We start from the raw sequence: 21,051 nt of genomic DNA on the forward strand, positions 1-21,051 counted from the left end.
TCAGTCGTCCGTCTCGCCGGGCTCGTACAGTGCCTCGCGGCCGATGCGGTCGAGGCACAATTCGGCGGTCCAGGGCAGCATCAGGGAGCCGCAACGGCTGTCGCGATAGATGCGCTCCAGCGGCAGCGTCTTGAGCATCGACTGTCCGCCGCAGGTGCGGATGGCGAGCGCCGCCAGGTCATTGGCCCCCTCCATCACCGAGTATTGCGCCGCATAGGCGCGCAGCACCTGCTCCTTGGTCGGATTGGCGCGCGCCTCGGTCACCGCCTGGAACCAGATGCCCTTGATCTGCTCCAGCTTGATCTGCATCTGCGCCACCGCGATCTGCTTGGTCGGATACATCCGCCGCTTGACCGGCGGCATGCCGGGCACCTCGCCGCGCAGATATTTGACGGTGAAGTCGTAGGCGGCCTGCGCCAGGCCCATATAGGTCGGCGACAACGTCATGAACATGTGCGGCCAGCGCATGGCCGCCTGGAAGTAGACGCCGCGCGGCATCAAGGCGGCGTCCTCCGCGACGAAGACATCCTTGAACAGCAGCGTGCGTGACACCGTGCCGCGCATGCCCAGCGGATCCCAGTCGCCGACGACGGAGACGCCCTCCGTTTTCGCCGGCACCGCGAGATAGAGCGTGTTGCGGCGGGACGCCTTCTCGCCCTCGCTGACCTCGGTGCATAGCACACCATAATAATCCGCGTGTCCGGCAAGCGAGGCGAAGATCTTCTTGCCGTTGATCAGCCAGCCGCCATTGACCGGCTTGGCCTCGGTGCCGAAGGCGACGCCGCCCGCCGCGGCTGCGCCGCCTTCCGAGAACGGTTGCGAGTAGATCGCGCCGTCCTCGACGATGCGCTTGTAGTGGATCGCGCGCCGCCGCTCATGCTCGGCGCGGACGTCGTCCTCCATGTCGAGGTCGTCGGCGAGCGGTCCGGACCATAAGGTCGAGCAAACGTGCATGTTCCAGGTCAGCGCGGTCGCGCCGCAATAGCGGCCGATCTCGGCGGCGGTGAGTGCATAGGTCTGGTAGCCGGCGCCGAGGCCGCCGAGAGCCTTGGGAACGGAGATGCCGAGCAGGCCGGCGCGATGCAGGTCCTTGTAGTTCTCAGTCGGAAAGCTCGCCTCGCGATCCCAGGTCGCGGCGCGGCCCGCCAGCACGCTCTGTCCGAGTTGCCGAGCGCGAGTGATGATGTCGGCCTGCTCAGCGGTCAGCCGGTACGCGGCCGGATCGAACATCGGGGCGTCGAGCGCCTCACGGGATGCCGTCGCCGTCTTCTGGACCTGAATGGTCATTGTGCCTCCGCTGCCGTCGTTGTCGCGTGCGCCCTCAGAAAGGCGTCGAGCGCAGTGTTGAATTCGCCGGGCCGTTCGAGATTGACGAGATGGCCGGCGCCTTGGATCTCGACATAGCTCGACGCGGGAATGAAGCTCGCCATCTTCTCCATCATCGGCGCCGGTGCGTTGCGATCCTTCGATCCCGAGAGCACCAGCGTCGGCACCTTGATGTCCCTCAAGGTTTGTCGCCGGTCGAAACCGAGCAGGGCCAGCATGCTCGAGCGATAGCTTGCCTCGGGCACGCCGGCCATGCAGGAGGTTGCAATTTCAAGGCCGTGCGGATCGGGATCGTCGCCGACCAACTCCTCGACCAGGCCCGACGCCAGTGACGCCATCGTCGCTCCGCGATCCAGCGGGCCGAGGCGCGCCTCGATGAACGATTTCTGCCAGTCGCCGTCGGCCTTGCCGAAGGCCGGGCTGGTCTGAGCCAACACCACGGCCGACGCGGCCTGTGGATGCATCGTCAACCATTCCTGTACGATCATTCCGCCGATGGAATGACCAACGAGGATCGGCTGCTTGGCGCCGATCTGAATCAGGAAGTCTTGGAGCGCAGCAGCGAGCGTGGTGATGCTGACCATGTCGAGCCGGGCGGATCGGCCATAGCCCGGCATGTCCCAGGCCACCGCATGGCAGCGCTCGCCGAAATAATCGAGCTGACCACGCCAGGCGCGCGCGGCGCCACCGATGCCGTGCAGGAACACAACGCTCTGTTGCTCGGGCGTCCCCGATGCCTCGTAGCCGAAGCGGCCGTCCTTCGTGGTAACGATTTGCGACGCAGGCACGCAGACCTCCGAGATATGCCCGAGGCCGCTACGTTGCTCGCTCCAGGCCCTTGAACGCTAGTCGCGGTAAACGAGGTGTCAAGCCGCTTCCGGCGTGTTGTTGCAAAAATTTGAAGTTTAAAATAACTTCTCCGTCGAGACGAGCCAACGAAATCAGAGGAGGCGCACGCATGTCCGGACTTCCGCAAGCCGCGCATGCGATGGTGACCGGGGGCGGGCGCGGCATTGGCCGCGAAATCGCGCGCGCCTTGAAGCTTGCGGGCGCAACCGTGACGATCGTCGGTCGCAACCGCGCAACGCTCGATGAGGCCATCGCGGCCGGATGCGCAGATCACGCCGCAATCGCCGATGTTGCCGATCCGGCGGCGCTCAATGCCGCAGCCGCAAGCGCCGCCGCGCATCAGCCGATCGACATTCTGGTTGCCAATGCGGGAAGCGCAGAATCGGCGCCGTTCCTGAAATCCGACACCGCGCTGTTCCACCGCATGATGGACATCAACTTCATGGGCGTCGTACACGCCGTGCAGGCGGTGCTGCCGGCGATGAAGGGCAGGCCCTACGGCAGGATTGTCGCAGTGGCGTCTACCGCGGGCCTCAAGGGCTATCCCTATGTCAGCGCGTACACCGCGGCCAAGCATGCGGTCGTCGGCCTCACGCGATCGCTGGCGCTGGAGCTGGCCGCGACGCGCGTCACGGTCAATGCCGTGTGTCCCGGCTTTACCGATACCGATCTTGTCGCGGAAAGCGTCGACAACATCATGAAAAAGACCGGCCGCAGCCGGGAGCAAGCGATCGCCGAGCTTGCCAAGCACAATCCGCAGGGGCGTCTCATCATGCCGCAGGAGGTTGCCGACACTGTGCTGTGGCTGTGCGGCAGCGGTGCCGGTGCGATCACGGGGCAGGCGATCGCGGTTGCCGGCGGCGAAGTGTGAGCCGCAGCGCCCTGGCCTAACGAAAACAGTTGAACAGAGGGAACTTACATGTCGAGACCGGCCAACCCAGTCACCGTGCCGCTGGCGGACTACAAGCCCAGCCATTTCCTGCTTACGGTCAAGGATCGCGTCGCGACCGTGACGTTGAACCGGCCCGAGCGCAAGAATCCGCTGACGTTCGAGAGCTATCGCGAGCTGACCGATTTCTTCCGGGCCTGTGCCTTCGACGATGAGGTCAAGGCGGTGGTCGTGACCGGCGCCGGCGGCAACTTCTCGTCCGGCGGCGATGTGTTCGAGATCATCGGCCCGCTGGTGAAGATGGACACCAAGGGTCTCACCGCCTTCACCCGCATGACCGGCGACCTGGTCAAGGCGATGCGCGCCTGTCCGCAGCCGATCGTCGCCGCGGTCGAGGGCATCTGCGCCGGTGCCGGCGCCATCGTCGCGATGGCCTCCGACATTCGTCTCGCAGCGACCGGCGCCAAGGTCGCGTTCCTATTCAACAAGGTCGGTCTTGCCGGCTGCGACATGGGCGCCTGCGCGATCCTGCCGCGCATCATCGGCCAGTCGCGTGCGTCCGAACTGCTCTACACTGGCCGCTTCATGAGCGCGGACGAGGGCGAGCGCTGGGGCTTCTTCAGCCGCACCGTCGCGCCCGCCGACGTGCTGGGGCAGGCCGTGACACTGGCAACAGAGATCGCGAACGGCCCGACCTTTGCCAACACGATGACCAAGCGCATGCTGGCGATGGAATGGGCGATGTCGGTCGAGGAGGCGATCGAGGCGGAGGCAGTTGCCCAGGCCTTGTGCATGACGACAGAGGATTTCAACCGCGCCTTCGAAGCATTCGCCGCCAAGTCCAAACCGGTCTTCCAGGGCAATTGAGCGGCCGCGGGAACCAAAGGGACTTGCCAGGAGATATTTTAGGTCTAAAATAATTTTCATTGGCTCGGCTCTCCAGCGGAGGCGCTCATGAAGATCGCGATCATCGGCGGCGGACCTGCCGGTCTCTATGCGGCGATATTGCTCAAGAAGCAGCGGCCCAGCGCCGACATCGCGGTCTACGAGCGCAACCGTGCCGACGATACGTTCGGCTTCGGCGTGGTGTTCTCGGACGCCACGCTCGACAATTTCGAGAAGCACGATCTGCCGAGCTACCAGCGCATCACCCAGGAGTTCGCCTACTGGGATGATATCGCCGTGCACTTCCGCGGCACGGTGCATCGCGTCGGCGGCAACGGCTTCTGCGGCTGCTCGCGCCGCACGCTGCTGCGCATCCTGCAGGAGCGTGCCCACGAGCTGGGTGTCGCTCTGCACTTCGAGGTCGATCTCGAGGACGAGACGCAATTCGCTGATGCCGATCTCCTGATCCTGTCGGATGGCATCAACAGCCGCTTCCGCCAGAAGTATGTCGATCACTTCCAGCCCGAGGTCGACCTGCGCGCCAACAAGTTCGCGTGGATGGGCTCGACCAAGCCGCTCGATGCCTTCACCTTCATCTTCCAGGAGACGGAGTGGGGCCCGTTCATTGCGCACGCCTATCAGTATGAGGCGGGGCACTCGACCTGGATATTCGAGATGGATCCCGAGACCTTCGAGCGCGCCGGCCTGACCGGGCTCGACGAGCGGCAGTCCGCCGATCGCATGAAGGAGATCTTCGGCTGGTTCCTCGGCGACCATCCGCTGCTGATCAACCGCTCGATGTGGCGCAATTTCCCGATGATCCGCAACAAGCGCTGGGTCAGGGACAACATGGTGCTGCTCGGTGACGCCAAGTCGACCGCGCATTTCTCGATCGGTTCGGGCACCAAGCTTGCGATGGAGGACGCGATCGCGCTGGCCGACGCCATGCAGCGCGCGCCCAACATTCCAGCGGCGCTCGATCTTTACGAGCATGGCCGGCGCGAGGAGGTCGAGAAGACCCAGCACGCCGCCGACGTGTCGCTGGTCTGGTTCGAGCATGTCGACCGCTTCTGGGATTTCGATCCGGTTCAGTTCGCGTTCGGCGTGATGACGCGCTCGAAAGCGATCACCTACGACAATCTCACTCTGCGCGCGCCGGACTTCGTGGCCGAGGTTGACAAGGCCTTCGCGCGCCAGGTCCGCGCCAAGGGTTTTGATGTCGATGTCGAGAAGCCCTTGGCGCCGATGTTCCAGCCGCTCAAGCTGCGCGAGATGACAATCGTGAACCGCGCGGTGCTGTCGCCGATGTGCATGTACTCGGCGGAGGAAGGTGTCCCTGGCGATTTCCACTTGGTGCATTACGGCTCGCGCGCGATCGGCGGCGCGGGTCTGCTGTTCACCGAGATGACCTGCGTCAGCCGCGGTGCCCGCATCACGCCCGGCTGTGCCGGTCTGTGGAACGACGCCCAGGAGGCGGCGTGGACGCGCATCGTCGATTTCGTCCATGCGAACTCGCGGGCGAAGTTCGCGCTGCAGCTCGGCCACGCCGGCCGCAAAGGCGCGACCAAGCTGATGTGGGACGGCATCGACCGGCCGTTGGAGCAGGGCGGCTGGGACGTGGTGTCGGCGTCGCCATTGCCGTATTTCCCGGACAGCCAGGTGCCGCGCGAGCTCGACCGCCAGTCGATGGATGCGATCAAGACCGACTTCGTCGCTGCGGCCGAGCGCGGCAACCGCTGCGGATTCGACATGCTCGAACTGCACTGCGCCCACGGCTATCTGCTCGCGAGCTTCATCTCGCCGCTGACCAACAGGCGCACCGATGAGTACGGCGGCTCGCTGGAGAACCGGCTGCGCTTCCCGCTGGAAGTGTTCGCGGCGATGCGCGCGGCGTGGCCGGCGCACAAGCCGATGTCGGTACGCATCTCCGCCACCGACTGGGCCGAGGGCGGCATCACTGGTGACGACGCGGTGCTGATCGCCCGCGCCTTCGGCGAGGCGGGCGTCGATCTCGTCGACGTCTCGACCGGGCAGACCGTGCGCGAGGCCAAGCCGATCTACGGCCGCATGTTCCAGACGCCGTTCTCGGACCAGGTCCGCAATGAGGCTGATGTCGCCACCATGTGCGTCGGTAACATCACTTCGGCCGACCAGATCAATACCATCCTCGCCGCCGGCCGCGCCGATCTCGTCGCGCTCGGCCGTCCGCATCTGGTCGACCCCGCCTTCACGATGAAGGCCGCGGCCTGGTACGGCGCCGACATGTTCTGTCCGCCGCAATATCTGCCGGGCAAGGAGCAGATCTTCCGCAACAGCGTCCGCGACCGGCAGGATTTCGAGGAGCTGAAGATTAAGGCTAAGCCGAAAACGCGGGCCGAGCTGAAGGCCGAGGCTGCGAAGCCGCTTGCGGCGGAGTGAGCCGCTGTGCAACGCTGCCGCCCGGTATGCGAAGTACGAGTGGAGTAGGGAACGATGAAGGCGATCATCGTAGGCGGCGGTATCGGCGGATTGACCACGGCTCTGATGCTGCGGGCGCGCGGCATCGACTGTGAGCTGTTCGAGCAGGCGGATGCAATCCGCGAGCTCGGTGTCGGCATCAACACCCTGCCGCACGCGATCCGCGAGCTCGCCCAGCTCGGGCTGCTCGACCGGCTCGACGAGGTCGCCATCCGGACCTATGAGCTGTTCTACCTGACCCGGCGCGGCCAGGAGGTCTGGCACGAGACCCGCGGGCTCGATGCCGGCCATGACGTGCCGCAATTCTCGATTCACCGCGGCCGTCTGCAGAGCGTGATCCATCAGGCGGTGATGCAGCGGCTCGGGCCTGAGAAGGTCCACACCGGCTGCCGGCTCGGCGCCTTCACCCAGGATGAGGGCGGGGTCACCGCGTATTTCTTCGACCGCACCGGCGCCCATGTCCACACCGCCCGCGGCGACGTGCTGATCGGCGCCGACGGCATCCATTCCAAGGTCCGGCAGACGCTGTTCCCGAACGAGGGCGCGCCGTGCTGGAACGGCCTGATGCTGTGGCGCGGCGCCACCGACTGGCCGGTGTTCCTGACCGGGCGTTCGATGATCATCGCCGGCGGCCTCAACGCCAAGGCGGTGATCTATCCGATCGCCGAGGGCTCGAGCCCCGCGAGCCGCCTCACCAACTGGGCCGTGCTGGTGCGCATCGGCGATGCCAACACCGCGCCGCCGCGGCGCGAGGACTGGTCGCGGCTCGGCAAGGCCGACGAGCTGATGCCGCATGTCAACGGCTTCTCCATTCCCCAGGTCGACTTCGCCGCGATGGTGCGGGCGACGCCGGAGTTCTGGGAATATCCCTGCTGCGACCGCGATCCGTTGCCTTACTGGTCGAGTGGCCGCGTCACGCTGCTGGGCGACGCCGCGCATCCGATGTACCCGGTCGGCTCCAACGGCGCCTCGCAGGCCATTCTCGATGCCCGAGCGCTCGCTGATGCCTTGGCCCGCTCCGAGCATCCGCGCCAGGCGCTGATGACCTATGAGCAGAAGCGGCTGCCGATGACGGCCGAGATCGTCGCGTCCAACCGTCGCGGCGGCCCCGAGGGCGTCATCGATGCCGTCGAGCAGCTCGCGCCGCAGGGGTTCAGCGACATCAACACCATCCTCAACTACGAAGCCCGCGAAGGCATCGTGCGCGGCTATGCCAGCCGGGCCGGCTTTGCCGCGCGGATGGTGACGCGGCAGGCGTCGTAAGTCAGCGTCGAGCACCGTTTTCCGGGCTGCCCCTCACCCCAGCCCTCTCCCCGTAACAACGGGGAGAGGCAGCCGACTGCATTCTGTGGTATAGTTCGAACCCAAGCACCAGCCCGCCTCACGCCCCCGGAGGCGGGGGCAGGAAGTGGATGTTGTGCTCGGCGGCGAGCTTCACCACGTCGTCCGGGTTCTGCTCGCGCATGTTGTGGATCGCCCAGAACAGCTCGTAGAGCCGCCGCGTCGGCGACACCCAGAACAGCGTTTTGGCCGTCTGCTGCGACTTGTTGAAGATGCCGTGCGGCTTGCCCATCGGCAGCCGCACCGTGTCGCCGGCGGTGGCGTATTCCTCGGCGCCGTCGAGGAAGAAGTCGAGCCGGCCTTCGAGGATGTAGAGATACTCGTCCTGGTCGGGATGGATGTGCGGCGGCACGAAGGTGCCGACCGGGAACGTCGCATGCCAGGAGAAGCTGTGCTCGGTGCGGTTCTTCGGCACGTAGACCTGGCCGAGGATGTTCCAGGAGATGCCCTGGATGCCCTCATTGGCCCGGGTGATGCCGGCGATTTCCGGATGGTTCATGTTGGTTTCGCTCCCTGTTGTTACTTGGCCGCGCAATCCTTGGCGTAGCGGTCGGCGTAGTTCTCGAACACCTTCTGCACGATTTCGGTCTGGAACTTGCCGTCGGGCCGCTTGGCGACCTTGGTCAGATAGAAGTCCTGGATCGGGTAGCCATTGGTGTTGAACTTGAAGTTGCCGCGCAGCGAGGCGAAATCGGCCTTCTTCAGCGCCGCGGCCACCGCATCCTTGTTGCTGAGGTCGCCATTGACCGCCTTCACGGCGCTGTCGATCAAAAGCGCGGCGTCATAGGCCTGCATGGCGTAGGTGCCGGGCACGCTGTTGTAGGCGGCCTCGTAGCCGGCGACGAACTTCTTGCTTTGCGGATTGTCGAAATTGGGCGCCCAGTTGGCGCCGCCGAACATTCCGACCGCGGCGTCCTGCTGCGCAGGCAGCGTGGATTCGTCGACCGTGAAGGCCGAGAGCACCGGAATGGTGTCGGCAAGGCCGGCCTGCTTGAACTGCTTGACGAGGTTCACGCCCATGCCACCCGGCATGAAAGTGAACACGGCGTCCGGCTTCTGCGAGGAGATCTTGGACAGCTCGGGCTGGAAATCGAGCGTGTTGAGGGGGACGTAGGATTCCTCGACGATCTCGCCCTTGTAGTCGAGCTTGAAGCCGGCGACGGAATCGCGCCCGGCCTGGTAGTTCGGAACCAGCAGATACATCTTCTTGTAGCCGCGGTCCTGCGCGACCTTGCCGAGAACGGCATGCACTTGGTCGTTCTGGTACGAGGTCACGTAGAAGTAGGGACTGCACTCCTTGCCGGCGTAGCTGGACGGACCGGCATTCGGGCTGATCAGGAAGGTCTTGTTCTCGGTGACCGGCCGGTGGATCGCCTGCAGCATGTTGGAGAAGATCGGACCGACGACGAAGTCGACCTTGTCACGCTCGAGCAGGCCCTTGACCTTGGTGATCGCGGCGTCCGGCTTGAGCTCGTCGTCGGCGACGACCACCTCGACGTCCTTGCCGCCCATCTTGCCGCCGAGGTCCTTGATGGCAAGGTTGAAGCCGTCGCGGACCTGGCCGCCGAGCGCGGCGGCGGGGCCGGAGAGGGTGACGATGACGCCGATCTTGATCTTGTCGGCGGCCAGCGTCGGCTGGGCGAGCAGGCTCGCAGCAATGCCAAGACCGACGCCGAGACCGGCCAGCTTCGAACTCATTTTCATGACAACTCCCCCGGGATGCGGAATTTCAGGTTTATGTTTTTTGCACCTGACCAAACGATGGGCCAGACCGCAGCTTGGTCACAAGCCTAGTCTGATGACGCCCTCAGCCGCAAGCGAGCTGCTTGCGGAAAGGGCAGTTTCGGCACGCATGCAAGCGCCGCGCCAATTGCTTGAAGGTTAAAGGAATTGCCGCCTCATCGTCCTGCGCAAAATGACGGTACATTTTTCCTTGCTCCCGGGAGGTCCTGAAGGTCAAACTCACGAGCCTCGCCAGACGAGGCTGAACGTGCCCAAGTGATTCCGTCATGACGCTTGATTCCGAGACCAAGGCTGTCGAGCTGCCCGAGGACCATGCCGAGGAGCTGCGGCTGTGGCTGCGCCTGCTCACCTGCACGACGCTGATCGAAGGCGAGATCCGCAGCCGGCTGCGTGAGCGTTTCGACGTGACCCTGCCGCGTTTCGACCTGATGGCGCAGCTCGACAAGGCGCCTGATGGCATGACCCTGTCCGACGTCTCCAAGCGCATGATGGTCTCGAACGGCAACGTCACCGGACTGGTCGAGCGCCTCGTCGAATCCGGCCATCTGGATCGCCGCACCTCCGATACCGACCGCCGCGTCCAGGTGATCCGGCTGACCAAGCTCGGCCGCGCCGAATTCCGCAAGATGGCGGCCGAGCACGAGACCTGGATCGCGGATATCTTCGGCGATCTCACGGAGAAAGACGTGCGCGAGTTGATGCGGCTGCTCGCCAAGACCAAGGGGTCGGCGCAGAAGGCCGTGCAGCGCCGGCAGGATTGAAGCGGGCCTGACAGGACGTCGCAGGCCACGCTGCCACGCGCGGCAAACGCTCAAACAATTTGCGGGCAGTGCACAATCTTCGGCTCTCTTCGGCTCTTGCGTCCAGATGTTTTAAGTCTAAAATGTTTAGGACTGAAACGTGCCGGGCGTTCTTCCCTTCAGACAGGAGCGTGTGATGGCCACTGCCGCCAAGGTTCAGCAGCCGGAGAGCGCCAGTGCGCATGCGCACAGCGCCCACGTCGACACCTTCGCCCAGGACAATCTGCCGCCGCGCGAGCTGTGGCCTGACTTCGTCTTCAGCCGGCCCGAATTCCAGTATCCGCCGCGGCTGAACTGCGTGACGCATTTCGTCGATCGCTGGGTGAATGAGGGGCGGGGCGATGCGCCGTGCATCATCAGCGCTGACATCGGCTACACGTATCGTGAGCTGCAGGCCCTGGTGAACAGGATCGCCAACGTCCTGGTCGGCAAGCTCGGCCTCGTGCCCGGCGGCCGCGTGCTGCTCCGCTCCGCCAACAATCCGATGATGGTTGCCACCTATCTGGCCGTCATCAAGGCCGGCGGCATCGTGGTCGCCACCATGCCGCTGCTGCGCGCCAAAGAGCTGTCCTATCCGATCCAGAAGGCGCAGATCGCGCTGGCCTTGTGCGACGGCAAGCTCGCCGACGAGATGGAAAAGACCCGGCCGATCGCGCCGGCGCTGAAGCAGGTGGTCTATTGGGGCAACGGCCAGCCCAGCGCGCTGGAAGCGCTGATCGCCGATGCCAGCCCAGAGTTCACCGCAGTCGACACCGCCTCCGACGATCTCTGCTTGATCGCCTTCACTTCCGGTACGACCGGCGATCCCAAGGGCACCATGCATTTTCACCGCGACATGCTCGCAGTGTGCGACGGCTACGCCCGCAACGTGCTGCGCGCCAGCCAGAGCGACCGCTTCATCGGTACCGCACCGCTCGCCTTCACCTTCGGCTTCGGCGGCGTGCTGTTTCCGATGCATATCGGGGCATCCTATGTCGTGCTGGAAAAGACCTCGCCGGACGATCTGCTCGCGGCCATCGAGCGCACTAAGGCCACGATCTGCTTCACGGCGCCGACCGCCTATCGGGCGATGCTGAGCAAGCTCGAGGGGCGCGACATCTCCTCGCTGCGCAAATGCGTTTCCGCCGGTGAGACCCTGCCGAAGCCGACCTTCGACGCCTGGCTGAAGGCGACCGGGCTGAAGCTGATGGACGGCATCGGCTCGACCGAGATGCTGCACATCTTCATCAGCGCCATCGAGGACGAGATCCGCCCCGGCGCCACCGGCAAGCCGGTGCCGGGCTACGAGGCCAAGATCGTCGACGACGAGGGCCGCGACGTGCCGCCGGGCACGATGGGGCGGCTCGCAGTGCGCGGTCCCACCGGCTGCCGCTATCTCGCCGACGAGCGTCAGCGCAAATATGTTCAGAACGGCTGGAACGTCACCGGCGATACCTATGTGATGGATGAGGACGGCTACTTCTGGTATCAGTCGCGCTCCGATGACATGATCGTCTCGTCCGGCTACAACATCGCCGGCACCGACGTCGAGGCGGCGCTGCTGACGCACCCGGCTGTCGCCGAATGCGGCGTTGTCGGTGCTCCCGACGACGCGCGCGGCATGGTCGTGAAGGCCTATGTCGTGCTGGCGCCGGGAGCCGAAGGCACGCCGGCGCTGGTGGCCGAGCTGCAGGAGCATGTCAAACGCGAGATCGCACCGTACAAATATCCGCGTGCGATCGAGTTCGTGACACAGTTGCCCAAGACCGAGACCGGCAAGCTGAAGCGCTTTGCCCTGCGGCAGCTGGCGCAAGGCGTGGCCGCGCCGCCGTCCGGCGCCGACAATCGATAAGGAGGCACAGTCGTGAGCACGACCAAGGCGCCCACGCTGGCCGTGGTGAAGCAGGATGGGGCCGAAGGCATGCGCGTGCTGCAGCCAAGCGGCTGGCCGATGCCAAAGGGCTATGCCAACGGCATCAGCGCCGAGGGGCGCATCGTCGTCACCGGCGGCGTGATCGGCTGGGACGCGAGCGAGACGCTCGCCGACGGCTTCGTCGCGCAGGTGCGGCAGGCGCTGGAAAACATCTCCGCAATCCTGGCCGAGGGCCATGCGCGTCCGGAGCACCTGGTGCGCCTGACCTGGTATGTCGTCGACATGGATGAGTATCTCGGCCATCTGAAGGAGCTTGGGAAGATCTATCGCGAGATCTTTGGCAGTCATTATCCCGCGATGGCCCTGGTGCAGGTCGTCAGGCTGGTCGAGAAAACCGCGCGAGTGGAGATCGAGGCGACTGCGGTGGTGCCGCGCTGAGGGCGGGTGCTGCCGGCAGGGGCCGGTCTTTGATCGGTCGAATCTGGAAGATGACATCGCGCTCTCGCGGCTGGTCGGCCCGAGCTTTGCTGGTCGATCACCCCCGGCGAAAATCGAGGGCGCAGGGAAGGCCGGGTGTCCACCACACCCGCGGCCCCCGTGCGATCAAAAATGCACGGGGCAGGAACCACAGGTGGCCCGAACATGCCGGCCTTCCCTGCGCGATGTTTGACGGCTTATACGTGGTCTCCCTGGTGCGCCGGGCTTGTTGGCCACCTCCGCGCGAGGCGAAGCCTCGTCGCGTTCGCGACAACGCGCGTAGCGCGTTGCGCGGGTGATACCAGCGTCGGGGTATCAGGACATCACGACTTCACCGTACGCCACGACATCACTCGTCCGCGCAACAAGCGCATGATGCAACGGCGTCCACCGCAGCCTGCCCCACGTATCGTGACGACGCGTACGCCCCTCTTCGCCGGATCAGGTTGGGCGCAAGCATCGTCGTGATTTGCCCGACGACACAAGGCTCGAGCGCTGCGACATGGTAACGCGACGGGCAGTCACACAGCACATCACAGTTCGCAGGCATCGGGCTTCGTTCGTCGAACAATTGTGGTCGTCTGATGCGCCCTCTGTCGAACGATGGACGCGGGATCGCCATGTCGCGGCCACCAACCTGTTCGAGCGTGGCCGCCCAGGGGCGGATGAGAGCAGGGGGTGGACTTGGATTGGAAACTCTTCGTGGCGACGGCGCTGGCCGCCGGCATCGGCGCTGCGGCCGGCGCGCTGGCATTGGCAAGCGCCGGTGGCGGCGGCATCGAGCATCAGGCCGATGCCAAGATGCTGGAGATCGGCGTCGCGATCCTGCGCGAGCCGGCGCGGGTGGATGACGATCCGATGCGGTCGTGGGCGGTGCGCGTGGTGGAGAAGAAGTCGGGGGTGAGTTTTACGGACCAGCAGCGTGCGGCATTGTTGAAGCGGGCGGCGGGGGCAAGGTAGCTCCGCCGACGGTGCGTAGGGTGGGCAAAGGCGCGCCCGCAATGCGATTGTTTGTCCGTGTTACATGTTCGCGCCATGCCCGCCGTCTTGCGCGGATGGACTGTCGGTGGGCACGCCATCGCGCGGCTTGCGCCGCACGACGGCTTTGCCACCCTACGAATTTTCGGCGTCATGGTGAGAAGCGCAGCGACGAAGCAATCCAGAGTCCTTGCTCCATCCCTGGATTGCTTGCTTCGCTCGCAATGACGGGGTGAGAGCGGTGGCCTACTGATAGGCCGAGACGATGTCGCTCACGGCGCGCTCGAGCTGCTGGGCCGTTGCGCAGGGGCGGACGACGTTGCAGAAGGTCTGGTAGCGCGGCATCTCTGAATCGCCCCAGCCCCAGGTCATGCGGCCCTCTGGATTGAGCCACACCACGCGCTTGGCGCGCTCCGAGATCGCTTTCAGGATGTCGGCGCGCGGGGCGAGCTTGTTGCTGCGGGCATCACCCAGAATGATCACGGTGGTCTGCGGCGTCACCGAGGCCATGAACTGCTTCTCGAAATCGACCAGCGACGAGCCGTAGTCGGACGAGCCGAAGCCGACCTTGTGCATGATCTCGGCCATGGCCTCCTCGGCCGGCTTCTGCTCCAGGATCTCGCTGACCTCGATCAGGTGGCCGGAGAATGCGAACGAGCGGACGTCGCTGACGACGTCGTGCAGGCTGTGGATCAGCAGCAGGAAGAAGTCCGAGACGCGGGCGACCGAGCCGGAGACGTCGCACAGCGCGACGATCTTCGGGCGGTCGCGGTGCCGTCGCTTCCACGCGGTGAGGAAGGGCACGCTGCCCCAGGCGGCGTTGCGGCGGAGCGTGCGGCGGACGTCGAGATGGCCGCGGCGCTGGCGCTTGCGCGGCTTCGCATAGCGCTCGCGCAGGCGGCGCGCGATCTGCCGGATCAGCGCCCGCATCGCCGCGACCTGGCGCGGCTCGATGCGCGAGAGCTGGGCATTGCGCAGGATCTCGTGGCGCAGATTCTCGGTCTCTTCTCGGCCGTACAGCGCCAGCGCCTGCGCGACGGCATCGCGCACGGTGTCGCGCAGGCCGTCGAGCCCGGCCTGCAGCCGCTCCGCCAATGACGGATTGGTTTCGGTGAGCGTATCCAGATCGTCGCGCAGCCGCTGGATGCCCATCGTCTCCAGCATGCGGCTGGAGAACAGGCCGCGCTGGGTGAAGTAGCGGATCTCCGACAGCCCGACGGCGCTGGACGCGTTGGCGATCGCGGCCGAGATGTCAGCCGTGTTCTGCGTCAGCAGCATCTGGGCGAGGGGCCCAAGCTCTGCATCCGCCTCGGCGCCGGCCGGCTGTCCCGATGATAGCGGAGCTGCCTGGGCCTCCTTCGACGCCGCGTCCTGCCGCGTCTCGTCATCCGCCTCGGCCTGCGCCGGATCGACATGGGCGAAGAACAGGTCGAAGCAGGCGCCGAGCGCCTTCTTCTCGTCCTCGCTCTTGGCGAGCGTCAGCAGCAGGCTGTCGCGCAGCACCGTGCGGTCGGCGAGACCGACGCTCGCCACCGCGCGCATGGCGTCGATGCTCTCGGCCGGCGAGACGTGCACGCCGGCGCCGCGCGCCGCCCGGAAGAACCGATGCAGGTTCTCCTGCATGGCGCCTACCCGAAGATGTTCTGTCGCTGCGCCTTGGCGACGAAGGTCGTCACCTGCGGCAGCGCGACCTCGATGTCCGATTCGTATTTCAGCAGCACGTTGAGCGTGTCCTTGACCACCTCGTGGCCGAGTTCAGCGGCCTGCAGCAGCACCAGCACGCGCGCCCAATCGATGGTCTCGCTCACCGAAGGCTGCTTCTTCAGGTCGAGCGTCCTGACGTCGTGGATGAAGGCCACGAGCTGCCGGCGCAGATTCTGCGCGATGCCGGGCACGCGGCTCTCGACGATGCGCTCCTCCAGCTTCTGCTCGGGGAAGCCGATGTGCAGATGCAGGCAGCGCCGCTTGAGCGCGTCGCCGAGATTGCGCTCGGAGTTGGAGGTCAGGATCACCGTCGGCGGCTTTGCGGCGGCGATGCTGCCGAGCTCGGGGATCGTAACCTGGAAATCGGAGAGGATCTCCAGCAGCAGCGATTCGAACTCGGCGTCGGATTTGTCGATCTCGTCGATCAGCAGTACGCAACCGTTTGGCTCGAGCAGCGCCTGCAGCAGCGGCCGCGGCTCGACGAACTCCTTGGAGAAGAACACGTCGCCGAAATCATGCAGCTGGCCGAGCGCGGCATGCAAGGTCTGGGCGCCGCCGAGCACCTCGCCGAGCTTGTCCTTCAGGATCTGGGTGTAGAGCAGCTGCTTGGCGTATTTCCACTCGTACAGCGCCTTGGCCTCGTCGAGACCCTCATAGCATTGCAGCCGGATCATCTTCAGGCCGCGCCAGGCGGCGATCGCCTTGGCGAGCTCGGTCTTGCCGACGCCGGCCGGCCCCTCGACCAGGATCGGCTTGTCGATCGCCCGCGACAGGTAGACGGCGGTGGCGATCTGGCGGCTGGCGATATAGCCCTGCGCGGCGAGGCCGGCTTCGACGGCCGCGATCGAGGCGATGGCTGAAGGGGAGGCCGGGGAATCAGCCACTGACGAAACTCCGTTTCCTGGTATCAGGACCCGGCGCAGATGTGATCGGCGTTCCGGTCCCTGGACGTTGGCATCAGGGCGAAAACCCTGACTTTTCCTCGCATTGTGTTATGTCCTGGCTACGCGCACCCGGCAGCCCTGTCCAGTGCGTGCGTGGGTGCCCAAGCCGCATGGCTGCCGGTCGCCAGCGGACGGACCGAGAACCTCCTCCTGTAAATCACGCCGAGCGGAATATGAACCGATCCATCCTGCATCTCCTCGTCCTGCTGGTCCTCGTGGTCGGAGGCGGCTGGATCATCGGCGCCTCCAACATGCCCGGCGCCTGGTACGGCTCGCTCAACAAGCCCTGGTTCACCCCGCCGGGCTGGCTGTTTCCGATCGCCTGGACCGTGCTCTACATCATGATTGCGGTCGCCGGCTGGCGCACCTATGAGCGGGTCGAAAGCGGCGCCGTGATGCAGGTGTGGTGGGGACAGCTGGTGCTGAACTTCGCCTGGTCGCCGGTGTTCTTCACCGCGCATCTGATGTGGGTCGCGTTCGCGATCATCGCCAGCATGTTCGTGCTGATCGTGATCTTCATCGTGATGCAATGGCGCGAGGATCGGATCGCCGCGTTGCTGTTCGTGCCCTATGCGTGTTGGGTAGGGTTTGCGTCGGTGCTGAATTTTTCGGTGAACGTGTTGAATTGAGATGAGGCGGGTTTGATGAAAGCTCGCTGTCAGATGAAAACAACGGTGCGCTCCCTCTCCCCGTTCTTACGGGGAGAGGGTTGGGGTGAGGGGCAGCCGCGCGGGGGGTGTTCGCGGATAGACCTGTACCCCCTCACCCGGATTGCATCTGACGATGCAATCCGACCTCTCAGCGCGAGCGAAGCTCGTCGCGGCCCCGCAAGCGGGGCGAGGTTGCAGCGCGCTTGCGGCTCCGAGTTCGCGTCACACCACGGGCATTCGCGGGGCCACCGCCCATGAACCTCAAGCAGCTCGAATACTTCGTCCAGGTCGCCGAGCTCGGCTCGTTCAGCAAGGCCGCGTCCGTGCTCGACGTGGCGCAGCCGGCGCTGTCGCGGCAGGTGCGGGCGCTGGAATCGGAATTGAAGCAGCAGCTGTTCGCGCGCAACGGGCGCGGCGTCGAACTGACTGAAGCGGGGAAGCGGCTGCTCGACCACAGCGTCGGCGTGCTGCAGCTGGTGGCGCATGCGCGCGAGGATCTCGGCGCCAGCCGCGATGCGCCGGTCGGCCGCGTCACCATCGGCCTGCCGCCGAGCATCGCGCGGCAATTGACCTTGCCGCTGATCGATCGCTTCCGGAAGGAATATCCGGCGGCGCGGCTCGCCGTGGTCGAGGGCCTGTCGACGCATGTGGTCGAGTGGGTCACCACGGGCCGCATCGATGTCGGCATGGTCTACAATCCCGAGGCGCAGGCCGGCATCGAGATCACGCCGGTGCTGCAGGAGCCGCTCGCCCTCGTCAGCCACGCGCCGAAGGGCAAGCGCCGCGTCACCGCGCCGCTGCCGATGGCCGAGCTGTCGCGCTACAGCCTGATCATGCCGGAGCGGGTGCACGCGATGCGGCGCCTGCTGGAGACGCAGGCCGCGCTCGCCGGGATCAAGCTCGACATCGCCTGGGAGGTATCGAGCGTGCCCTCGATCATCGATCTCGTCTGCGCCGGCTACGGCCACGCGGTGCTGACCCCGAGCGGCGTCGCCGCCTCGGGCCGCGCCGGCGAGCTCGCGATCCGGCCGCTGACCGAGCCGGCCCCGACAAGCGTGCTGTGCTTCGTCACCTCGGCGCACAAGCGCCCGACGCCGCTGGCGCAGCAGACGATCAAGCTGGCGACCGCGTTGATCAGGAAGCTGCCGCGCTGAGCGCTGCGTCAGTTCGGTTCGGGCGGCGCCATTGTCCCCTGGAGGTTCAAGGCGGGCATGTGAAGATATCGGACTCCTGGGACGAGCAACCCCGCCAGTGAGTTACTCCGTCATGCCCGGGCTCGTCCCGGGCATCCACGTCATTCCCAGGATGCCGACCAACGTCGATGGCCGGGACAAGCCCGGCCCTGACGACTTGGAGACACGCGAGCGCAAAGCTCCGATCTTCAAGTGTAGCAGCGTCGCCTGGGGAGCAAGTGTAGCAGCGTCGCCTGGGGAGGTGGAGGTGTGAGCCTCGACGTTGCGCCCAAGCGGCTGTGGCGGCCTCTCCAGACCCATTCTAAATTCAGCATGGCTCATGTGATATCTTATGCCGTTTCGGAATAGCTGATAGAAGCCCCCGGGCGCTGGTGCGCGCTGTCCCTGTCCGTCACATAGCCTGTCAAGCTGCCGAAGCTGCAAGACCCGACCACGCGAGGAACGGGCGTCTGCGGACCTCGGTTGATGCGCCAGAACAGCACCCCAAGGAAGCAGAAGCGATGCCAACGACCGCCCGTGTCGACGTCCAGGCCTTTCTCGACGACCACCCGTTTTCCGGCTTCCAGTGGCTGATCTTCGCGCTCGGCTTCGTCATCGTGCTGCTCGACGGCTTCGACACCGCGGCGATCGGCTTCATCGCGCCGTCGCTCCTGAAGGAGTGGGGCATCGAGAAGTCGGCGCTGGGACCGGTGCTGAGCGCGGCGCTGTTCGGCCTTGCCGGCGGGGCGCTGTTCGCAGGGCCTATCGCCGATCGTCTCGGCCGCAAGCTGGTGCTGGTCGGCTCCGTGCTGATCTTCGGCATCGCCTGTCTTGCCTCGGCGTTCGCGAGCAACCTCACCGAGCTCACCGTGCTCCGCTGCGTCACCGGTATCGGCCTCGGTGCCGCCATGCCGAATGCCGTGACCCTGCTCAGCGAGTATTGCCCGGGCCGGCTGCGCGCGACCATGACCAATTTGATGTTCTGCGGCTTTCCGCTGGGCGCGGCATGCGGCGGCTTTCTCGCGGCGTGGATGATCCCGCAATGGGGCTGGCGCAGCGTGCTGGTGCTCGGCGGCGTCACCCCGCTGGTGCTGACGGTGCTGCTGATCGCGATCCTGCCGGAATCGGTGCATTACCTGTTGTCGCGAGGCGCCAGTGTGGAGCGTGTCCGTAAGGTCATGCGCAGGGTCTCTTCTGCCGCCTCCGAAGTCGGCCAGTTCGTGATGCTGGAGCCGGAGCATGCCGAGACCACCCGGCGCGTCAATGCCACCGGCATCGGCATGGTGCTGTCGCCGGTGCTGCGTGTGGGCTCGCTGATGCTGTGGGTCACCTATTTCATGGGCCTGGTGATCTTCTATTCGCTGATCAACTGGATGCCGATCCTGTTCAAGGATGTCGGGCTGAACCCGCAGACCGCGACGCTGATCTCGGCGCTGTTCCCGCTCGGCGGCGTCGGGGCGGTGTTCTTCGGCGTGCTGATGGACCGCTTCAACGCCAACCGCATCGTCGCGGTCGGCTATGCGCTGACGGCGGTCACGATCTTCCTGATTGGGCAGGCGGCTGGCAACATGGGCTTCCTGGTGGTGATCGTGTTCGTCGCCGGCGTGGTCATGAACACGGCGCAGTCGTCGCTGCCGGCGCTGGCCGCGGCGTTCTATCCGACCCAGGGCCGCGCCACCGGTGTCGCCTGGATGATGGGCATCGGTCGCTTCGGCGGTATCGCCGGGTCGTTCCTGGTCGCCGAATTGACCGCGCGGCACCTGACCTTCAGCGAGATTTTCACCGTGATCGCAGTTCCCGGCTTGATCGCGGCGCTCGCCCTTGTGGTAAAGCAGGTCGTGGGACCGGGAGGCCGCGCCAGCGGCAAGGATGTCGGCGCCCCCGTGGCGGCGCATTGAAGGCGCTAGCTGGCTCGCGAGACAATCTGAGGGAGAGACTGACGTGATCATCGACGTGCACGGCCATTACACGACGGCTCCGAAGGCGCTCGAAGAGTGGCGCAACCGGCAGATCGCGGGCATCAAGGATCCCTCCGTCATGCCCAAGGCGTCGGAGCTTTCGATCAGCGACGACGAGCTGCGCGAGAGCATCGAGAGCAACCAGCTCAAGAAGATGAAGGAGCGCGGCAGCGACCTCACCGTGTTCTCGCCGCGCGCGAGCTTCATGGCCCACCATATCGGCGACTTCCAGGTGTCCTCGACCTGGGCTGGGATCTGCAACGAGCTCTGCTACCGCGTCAGCAAGCTGTTCCCGGACAATTTCATCGGCGTCGCGATGCTGCCGCAGTCGCCGGGCGTGGACCCCAAGACCTGCATTCCCGAGCTCGAGAAGTGCATCAAGGACTACGGCTTCGTCGGCATCAATTTGAACCCGGACCCGTCCGGCGGCCACTGGACCTCGCCGCCGCTGTCGGACCGGCACTGGTATCCGATCTACGAGAAGATGGTCGAGCTCGACATCCCCGCGATGATCCACGTCTCGACCAGCTGCAATGCCTGCTTCCACACCACCGGCGCGCATTATCTCAACGCCGACACCACCGCGTTCATGCAGTGCCTGACGTCGGACCTGTTCAAGGACTTCCCGACCCTGAAGTTCCTGATCCCGCATGGCGGCGGCGCGGTGCCGTATCACTGGGGCCGGTTCCGCGGCCTCGCCCAGGAGCTGAAGAAGCCGCTGTTGAAGGACCATCTGCTCAACAACATCTTCTTCGACACCTGCGTCTATCACCAGCCGGGCATCGACCTCCTGACCGGCGTGATCCCGATCGACAACATCCTGTTCGCGTCGGAAATGATCGGCGCCGTCCGCGGCATCGATCCGGAGACCGGCTTCTACTACGACGACACCAAGCGCTACATCGAGGCCGCCAAGCTGACCCCCGAGCAGCGCCACCAGATCTACGAAGGCAATGCGCGGCGCGTGTTCCCGCGTCTCGACGCCGCGTTGAAGGCCAAGGGCAAGTAATCTAAAGGGCAGGCGAT

General features: G+C 65.5%; 18 protein-coding genes. 12 read left to right on the forward strand and 6 right to left on the reverse strand.

Annotated elements, in window-relative coordinates; all coding sequences use genetic code 11:
* Both ACQR1H_RS00280 and ACQR1H_RS00285 read right to left on the reverse strand, forming a co-directional pair.
* A complete protein-coding gene (locus tag ACQR1H_RS00280) occupies window positions 1–1,287 on the reverse strand; it encodes an acyl-CoA dehydrogenase family protein (RefSeq protein ID WP_434873914.1) in 1,287 nt (428 codons plus the stop codon).
* Window positions 1,284–2,114, reverse strand: a complete 831-nt coding sequence (locus ACQR1H_RS00285; protein ID WP_316183225.1) for an alpha/beta fold hydrolase — start codon at window positions 2,112–2,114, stop codon at window positions 1,284–1,286. The genes ACQR1H_RS00280 and ACQR1H_RS00285 overlap by 4 nt, the downstream gene beginning before the upstream one ends.
* A gap of 170 nt (window positions 2,115–2,284) precedes the next feature.
* Here ACQR1H_RS00285 and ACQR1H_RS00290 point away from each other — a divergent pair, with 170 nt between their 5' ends.
* From ACQR1H_RS00290 to ACQR1H_RS00305, 4 genes are all read left to right on the forward strand, one after another.
* Window positions 2,285–3,046, forward strand: coding sequence for an SDR family NAD(P)-dependent oxidoreductase (locus ACQR1H_RS00290; protein WP_315802545.1), 762 nt, complete (start codon window positions 2,285–2,287; stop codon window positions 3,044–3,046).
* Between the two features lie 48 nt (window positions 3,047–3,094).
* Window positions 3,095–3,931, forward strand: a complete 837-nt coding sequence (locus ACQR1H_RS00295) for an enoyl-CoA hydratase family protein (RefSeq protein ID WP_315802417.1) — start codon at window positions 3,095–3,097, stop codon at window positions 3,929–3,931.
* 87 nt (window positions 3,932–4,018) lie between these two features.
* Window positions 4,019–6,367, forward strand: a complete 2,349-nt coding sequence (locus tag ACQR1H_RS00300; protein ID WP_434906954.1) for a bifunctional salicylyl-CoA 5-hydroxylase/oxidoreductase — start codon at window positions 4,019–4,021, stop codon at window positions 6,365–6,367.
* 54 nt (window positions 6,368–6,421) lie between these two features.
* Entirely contained in the window at window positions 6,422–7,669 is a 1,248-nt protein-coding gene (locus tag ACQR1H_RS00305; protein ID WP_316238985.1) for a flavin-dependent oxidoreductase, read from the forward strand.
* Window positions 7,670–7,787: 118 nt separating this feature from the next.
* Here the strand turns inward: ACQR1H_RS00305 and ACQR1H_RS00310 are convergent, their stop codons facing one another.
* Both ACQR1H_RS00310 and ACQR1H_RS00315 read right to left on the reverse strand, forming a co-directional pair.
* Entirely contained in the window at window positions 7,788–8,246 is a 459-nt protein-coding gene (locus ACQR1H_RS00310; RefSeq protein WP_315751999.1) for a cupin domain-containing protein, read from the reverse strand.
* Window positions 8,247–8,266: 20 nt separating this feature from the next.
* Window positions 8,267–9,451 carry an ABC transporter substrate-binding protein gene (locus tag ACQR1H_RS00315; protein WP_316183228.1) on the reverse strand — a complete coding sequence of 395 codons (1,185 nt, stop codon included), beginning with the start codon at window positions 9,449–9,451 and terminating at the stop codon, window positions 8,267–8,269.
* 305 nt (window positions 9,452–9,756) lie between these two features.
* Here ACQR1H_RS00315 and ACQR1H_RS00320 point away from each other — a divergent pair, with 305 nt between their 5' ends.
* From ACQR1H_RS00320 to ACQR1H_RS00335, 4 genes are all read left to right on the forward strand, one after another.
* Entirely contained in the window at window positions 9,757–10,251 is a 495-nt protein-coding gene (locus tag ACQR1H_RS00320; protein ID WP_315751998.1) for a MarR family winged helix-turn-helix transcriptional regulator, read from the forward strand.
* Window positions 10,252–10,426: 175 nt separating this feature from the next.
* Window positions 10,427–12,121 carry a benzoate-CoA ligase family protein gene (locus ACQR1H_RS00325; protein WP_315802422.1) on the forward strand — a complete coding sequence of 565 codons (1,695 nt, stop codon included), beginning with the start codon at window positions 10,427–10,429 and terminating at the stop codon, window positions 12,119–12,121.
* Window positions 12,122–12,133: 12 nt separating this feature from the next.
* The gene (locus tag ACQR1H_RS00330; protein WP_434906955.1) at window positions 12,134–12,580 is read left to right on the forward strand and encodes a RidA family protein; all 447 of its coding nucleotides are present in this window, start codon (window positions 12,134–12,136) and stop codon (window positions 12,578–12,580) included.
* 723 nt (window positions 12,581–13,303) lie between these two features.
* Entirely contained in the window at window positions 13,304–13,579 is a 276-nt protein-coding gene (locus tag ACQR1H_RS00335; RefSeq protein ID WP_316218456.1) for a hypothetical protein, read from the forward strand.
* Window positions 13,580–13,843: 264 nt separating this feature from the next.
* Here the strand turns inward: ACQR1H_RS00335 and ACQR1H_RS00340 are convergent, their stop codons facing one another.
* Window positions 13,844–15,220, reverse strand: coding sequence for a vWA domain-containing protein (locus tag ACQR1H_RS00340; RefSeq protein ID WP_434886965.1), 1,377 nt, complete (start codon window positions 15,218–15,220; stop codon window positions 13,844–13,846).
* Between the two features lie 5 nt (window positions 15,221–15,225).
* A complete protein-coding gene (locus tag ACQR1H_RS00345) occupies window positions 15,226–16,185 on the reverse strand; it encodes an AAA family ATPase (protein WP_434886966.1) in 960 nt (319 codons plus the stop codon).
* 275 nt (window positions 16,186–16,460) lie between these two features.
* Between ACQR1H_RS00345 and ACQR1H_RS00350 the strand changes: the two genes are divergently transcribed.
* The 4 genes from ACQR1H_RS00350 to ACQR1H_RS00365 all read left to right on the forward strand — a co-directional run bounded on the left by ACQR1H_RS00350 (window position 16,461) and on the right by ACQR1H_RS00365 (window position 21,034).
* Window positions 16,461–16,874 (forward strand): TspO/MBR family protein, encoded by a 414-nt coding sequence (locus ACQR1H_RS00350; protein ID WP_315802546.1) that lies wholly within the window; start codon window positions 16,461–16,463, stop codon window positions 16,872–16,874.
* A 275-nt stretch (window positions 16,875–17,149) separates the two neighbouring features.
* Window positions 17,150–18,049: a LysR family transcriptional regulator gene (locus ACQR1H_RS00355; RefSeq protein ID WP_315802427.1), complete on the forward strand. Its 900-nt coding sequence runs from the start codon at window positions 17,150–17,152 to the stop codon at window positions 18,047–18,049.
* A 539-nt stretch (window positions 18,050–18,588) separates the two neighbouring features.
* Window positions 18,589–19,965 (forward strand): MFS transporter, encoded by a 1,377-nt coding sequence (locus tag ACQR1H_RS00360; RefSeq protein WP_316238989.1) that lies wholly within the window; start codon window positions 18,589–18,591, stop codon window positions 19,963–19,965.
* 43 nt (window positions 19,966–20,008) lie between these two features.
* Complete coding sequence (locus ACQR1H_RS00365; protein WP_315802429.1) at window positions 20,009–21,034, forward strand: amidohydrolase family protein; 1,026 nt, start codon at window positions 20,009–20,011, stop codon at window positions 21,032–21,034.
* The last annotated feature ends 17 nt before the right edge of the window (window positions 21,035–21,051 follow it).

Origin of the sequence: Bradyrhizobium sp. HKCCYLRH2015 (assembly GCF_051168215.1) — a bacterium.
Classification (GTDB): Bacteria; Pseudomonadota; Alphaproteobacteria; order Rhizobiales; family Xanthobacteraceae; genus Bradyrhizobium.

Excerpts from the sequence above, each read along its gene's own strand:
- ACQR1H_RS00280 (WP_434873914.1), bottom strand. The coding sequence starts at position 1,287 with ATGACCATTCAGGTCCAGAAGACGGCGACGGCATCCCGTGAGGCGCTC.
- ACQR1H_RS00290 (WP_315802545.1), top strand. The coding sequence starts at position 2,285 with ATGTCCGGACTTCCGCAAGCCGCGCATGCGATGGTGACCGGGGGCGGG.
- ACQR1H_RS00295 (WP_315802417.1), top strand. The coding sequence starts at position 3,095 with ATGTCGAGACCGGCCAACCCAGTCACCGTGCCGCTGGCGGACTACAAG.
- ACQR1H_RS00300 (WP_434906954.1), top strand. The coding sequence starts at position 4,019 with ATGAAGATCGCGATCATCGGCGGCGGACCTGCCGGTCTCTATGCGGCG.
- ACQR1H_RS00305 (WP_316238985.1), top strand. The coding sequence starts at position 6,422 with ATGAAGGCGATCATCGTAGGCGGCGGTATCGGCGGATTGACCACGGCT.
- ACQR1H_RS00310 (WP_315751999.1), bottom strand. The coding sequence starts at position 8,246 with ATGAACCATCCGGAAATCGCCGGCATCACCCGGGCCAATGAGGGCATC.
- ACQR1H_RS00315 (WP_316183228.1), bottom strand. The coding sequence starts at position 9,451 with ATGAAAATGAGTTCGAAGCTGGCCGGTCTCGGCGTCGGTCTTGGCATT.
- ACQR1H_RS00320 (WP_315751998.1), top strand. The coding sequence starts at position 9,757 with ATGACGCTTGATTCCGAGACCAAGGCTGTCGAGCTGCCCGAGGACCAT.
- ACQR1H_RS00325 (WP_315802422.1), top strand. The coding sequence starts at position 10,427 with ATGGCCACTGCCGCCAAGGTTCAGCAGCCGGAGAGCGCCAGTGCGCAT.
- ACQR1H_RS00340 (WP_434886965.1), bottom strand. The coding sequence starts at position 15,220 with ATGCAGGAGAACCTGCATCGGTTCTTCCGGGCGGCGCGCGGCGCCGGC.
- ACQR1H_RS00355 (WP_315802427.1), top strand. The coding sequence starts at position 17,150 with ATGAACCTCAAGCAGCTCGAATACTTCGTCCAGGTCGCCGAGCTCGGC.
- ACQR1H_RS00360 (WP_316238989.1), top strand. The coding sequence starts at position 18,589 with ATGCCAACGACCGCCCGTGTCGACGTCCAGGCCTTTCTCGACGACCAC.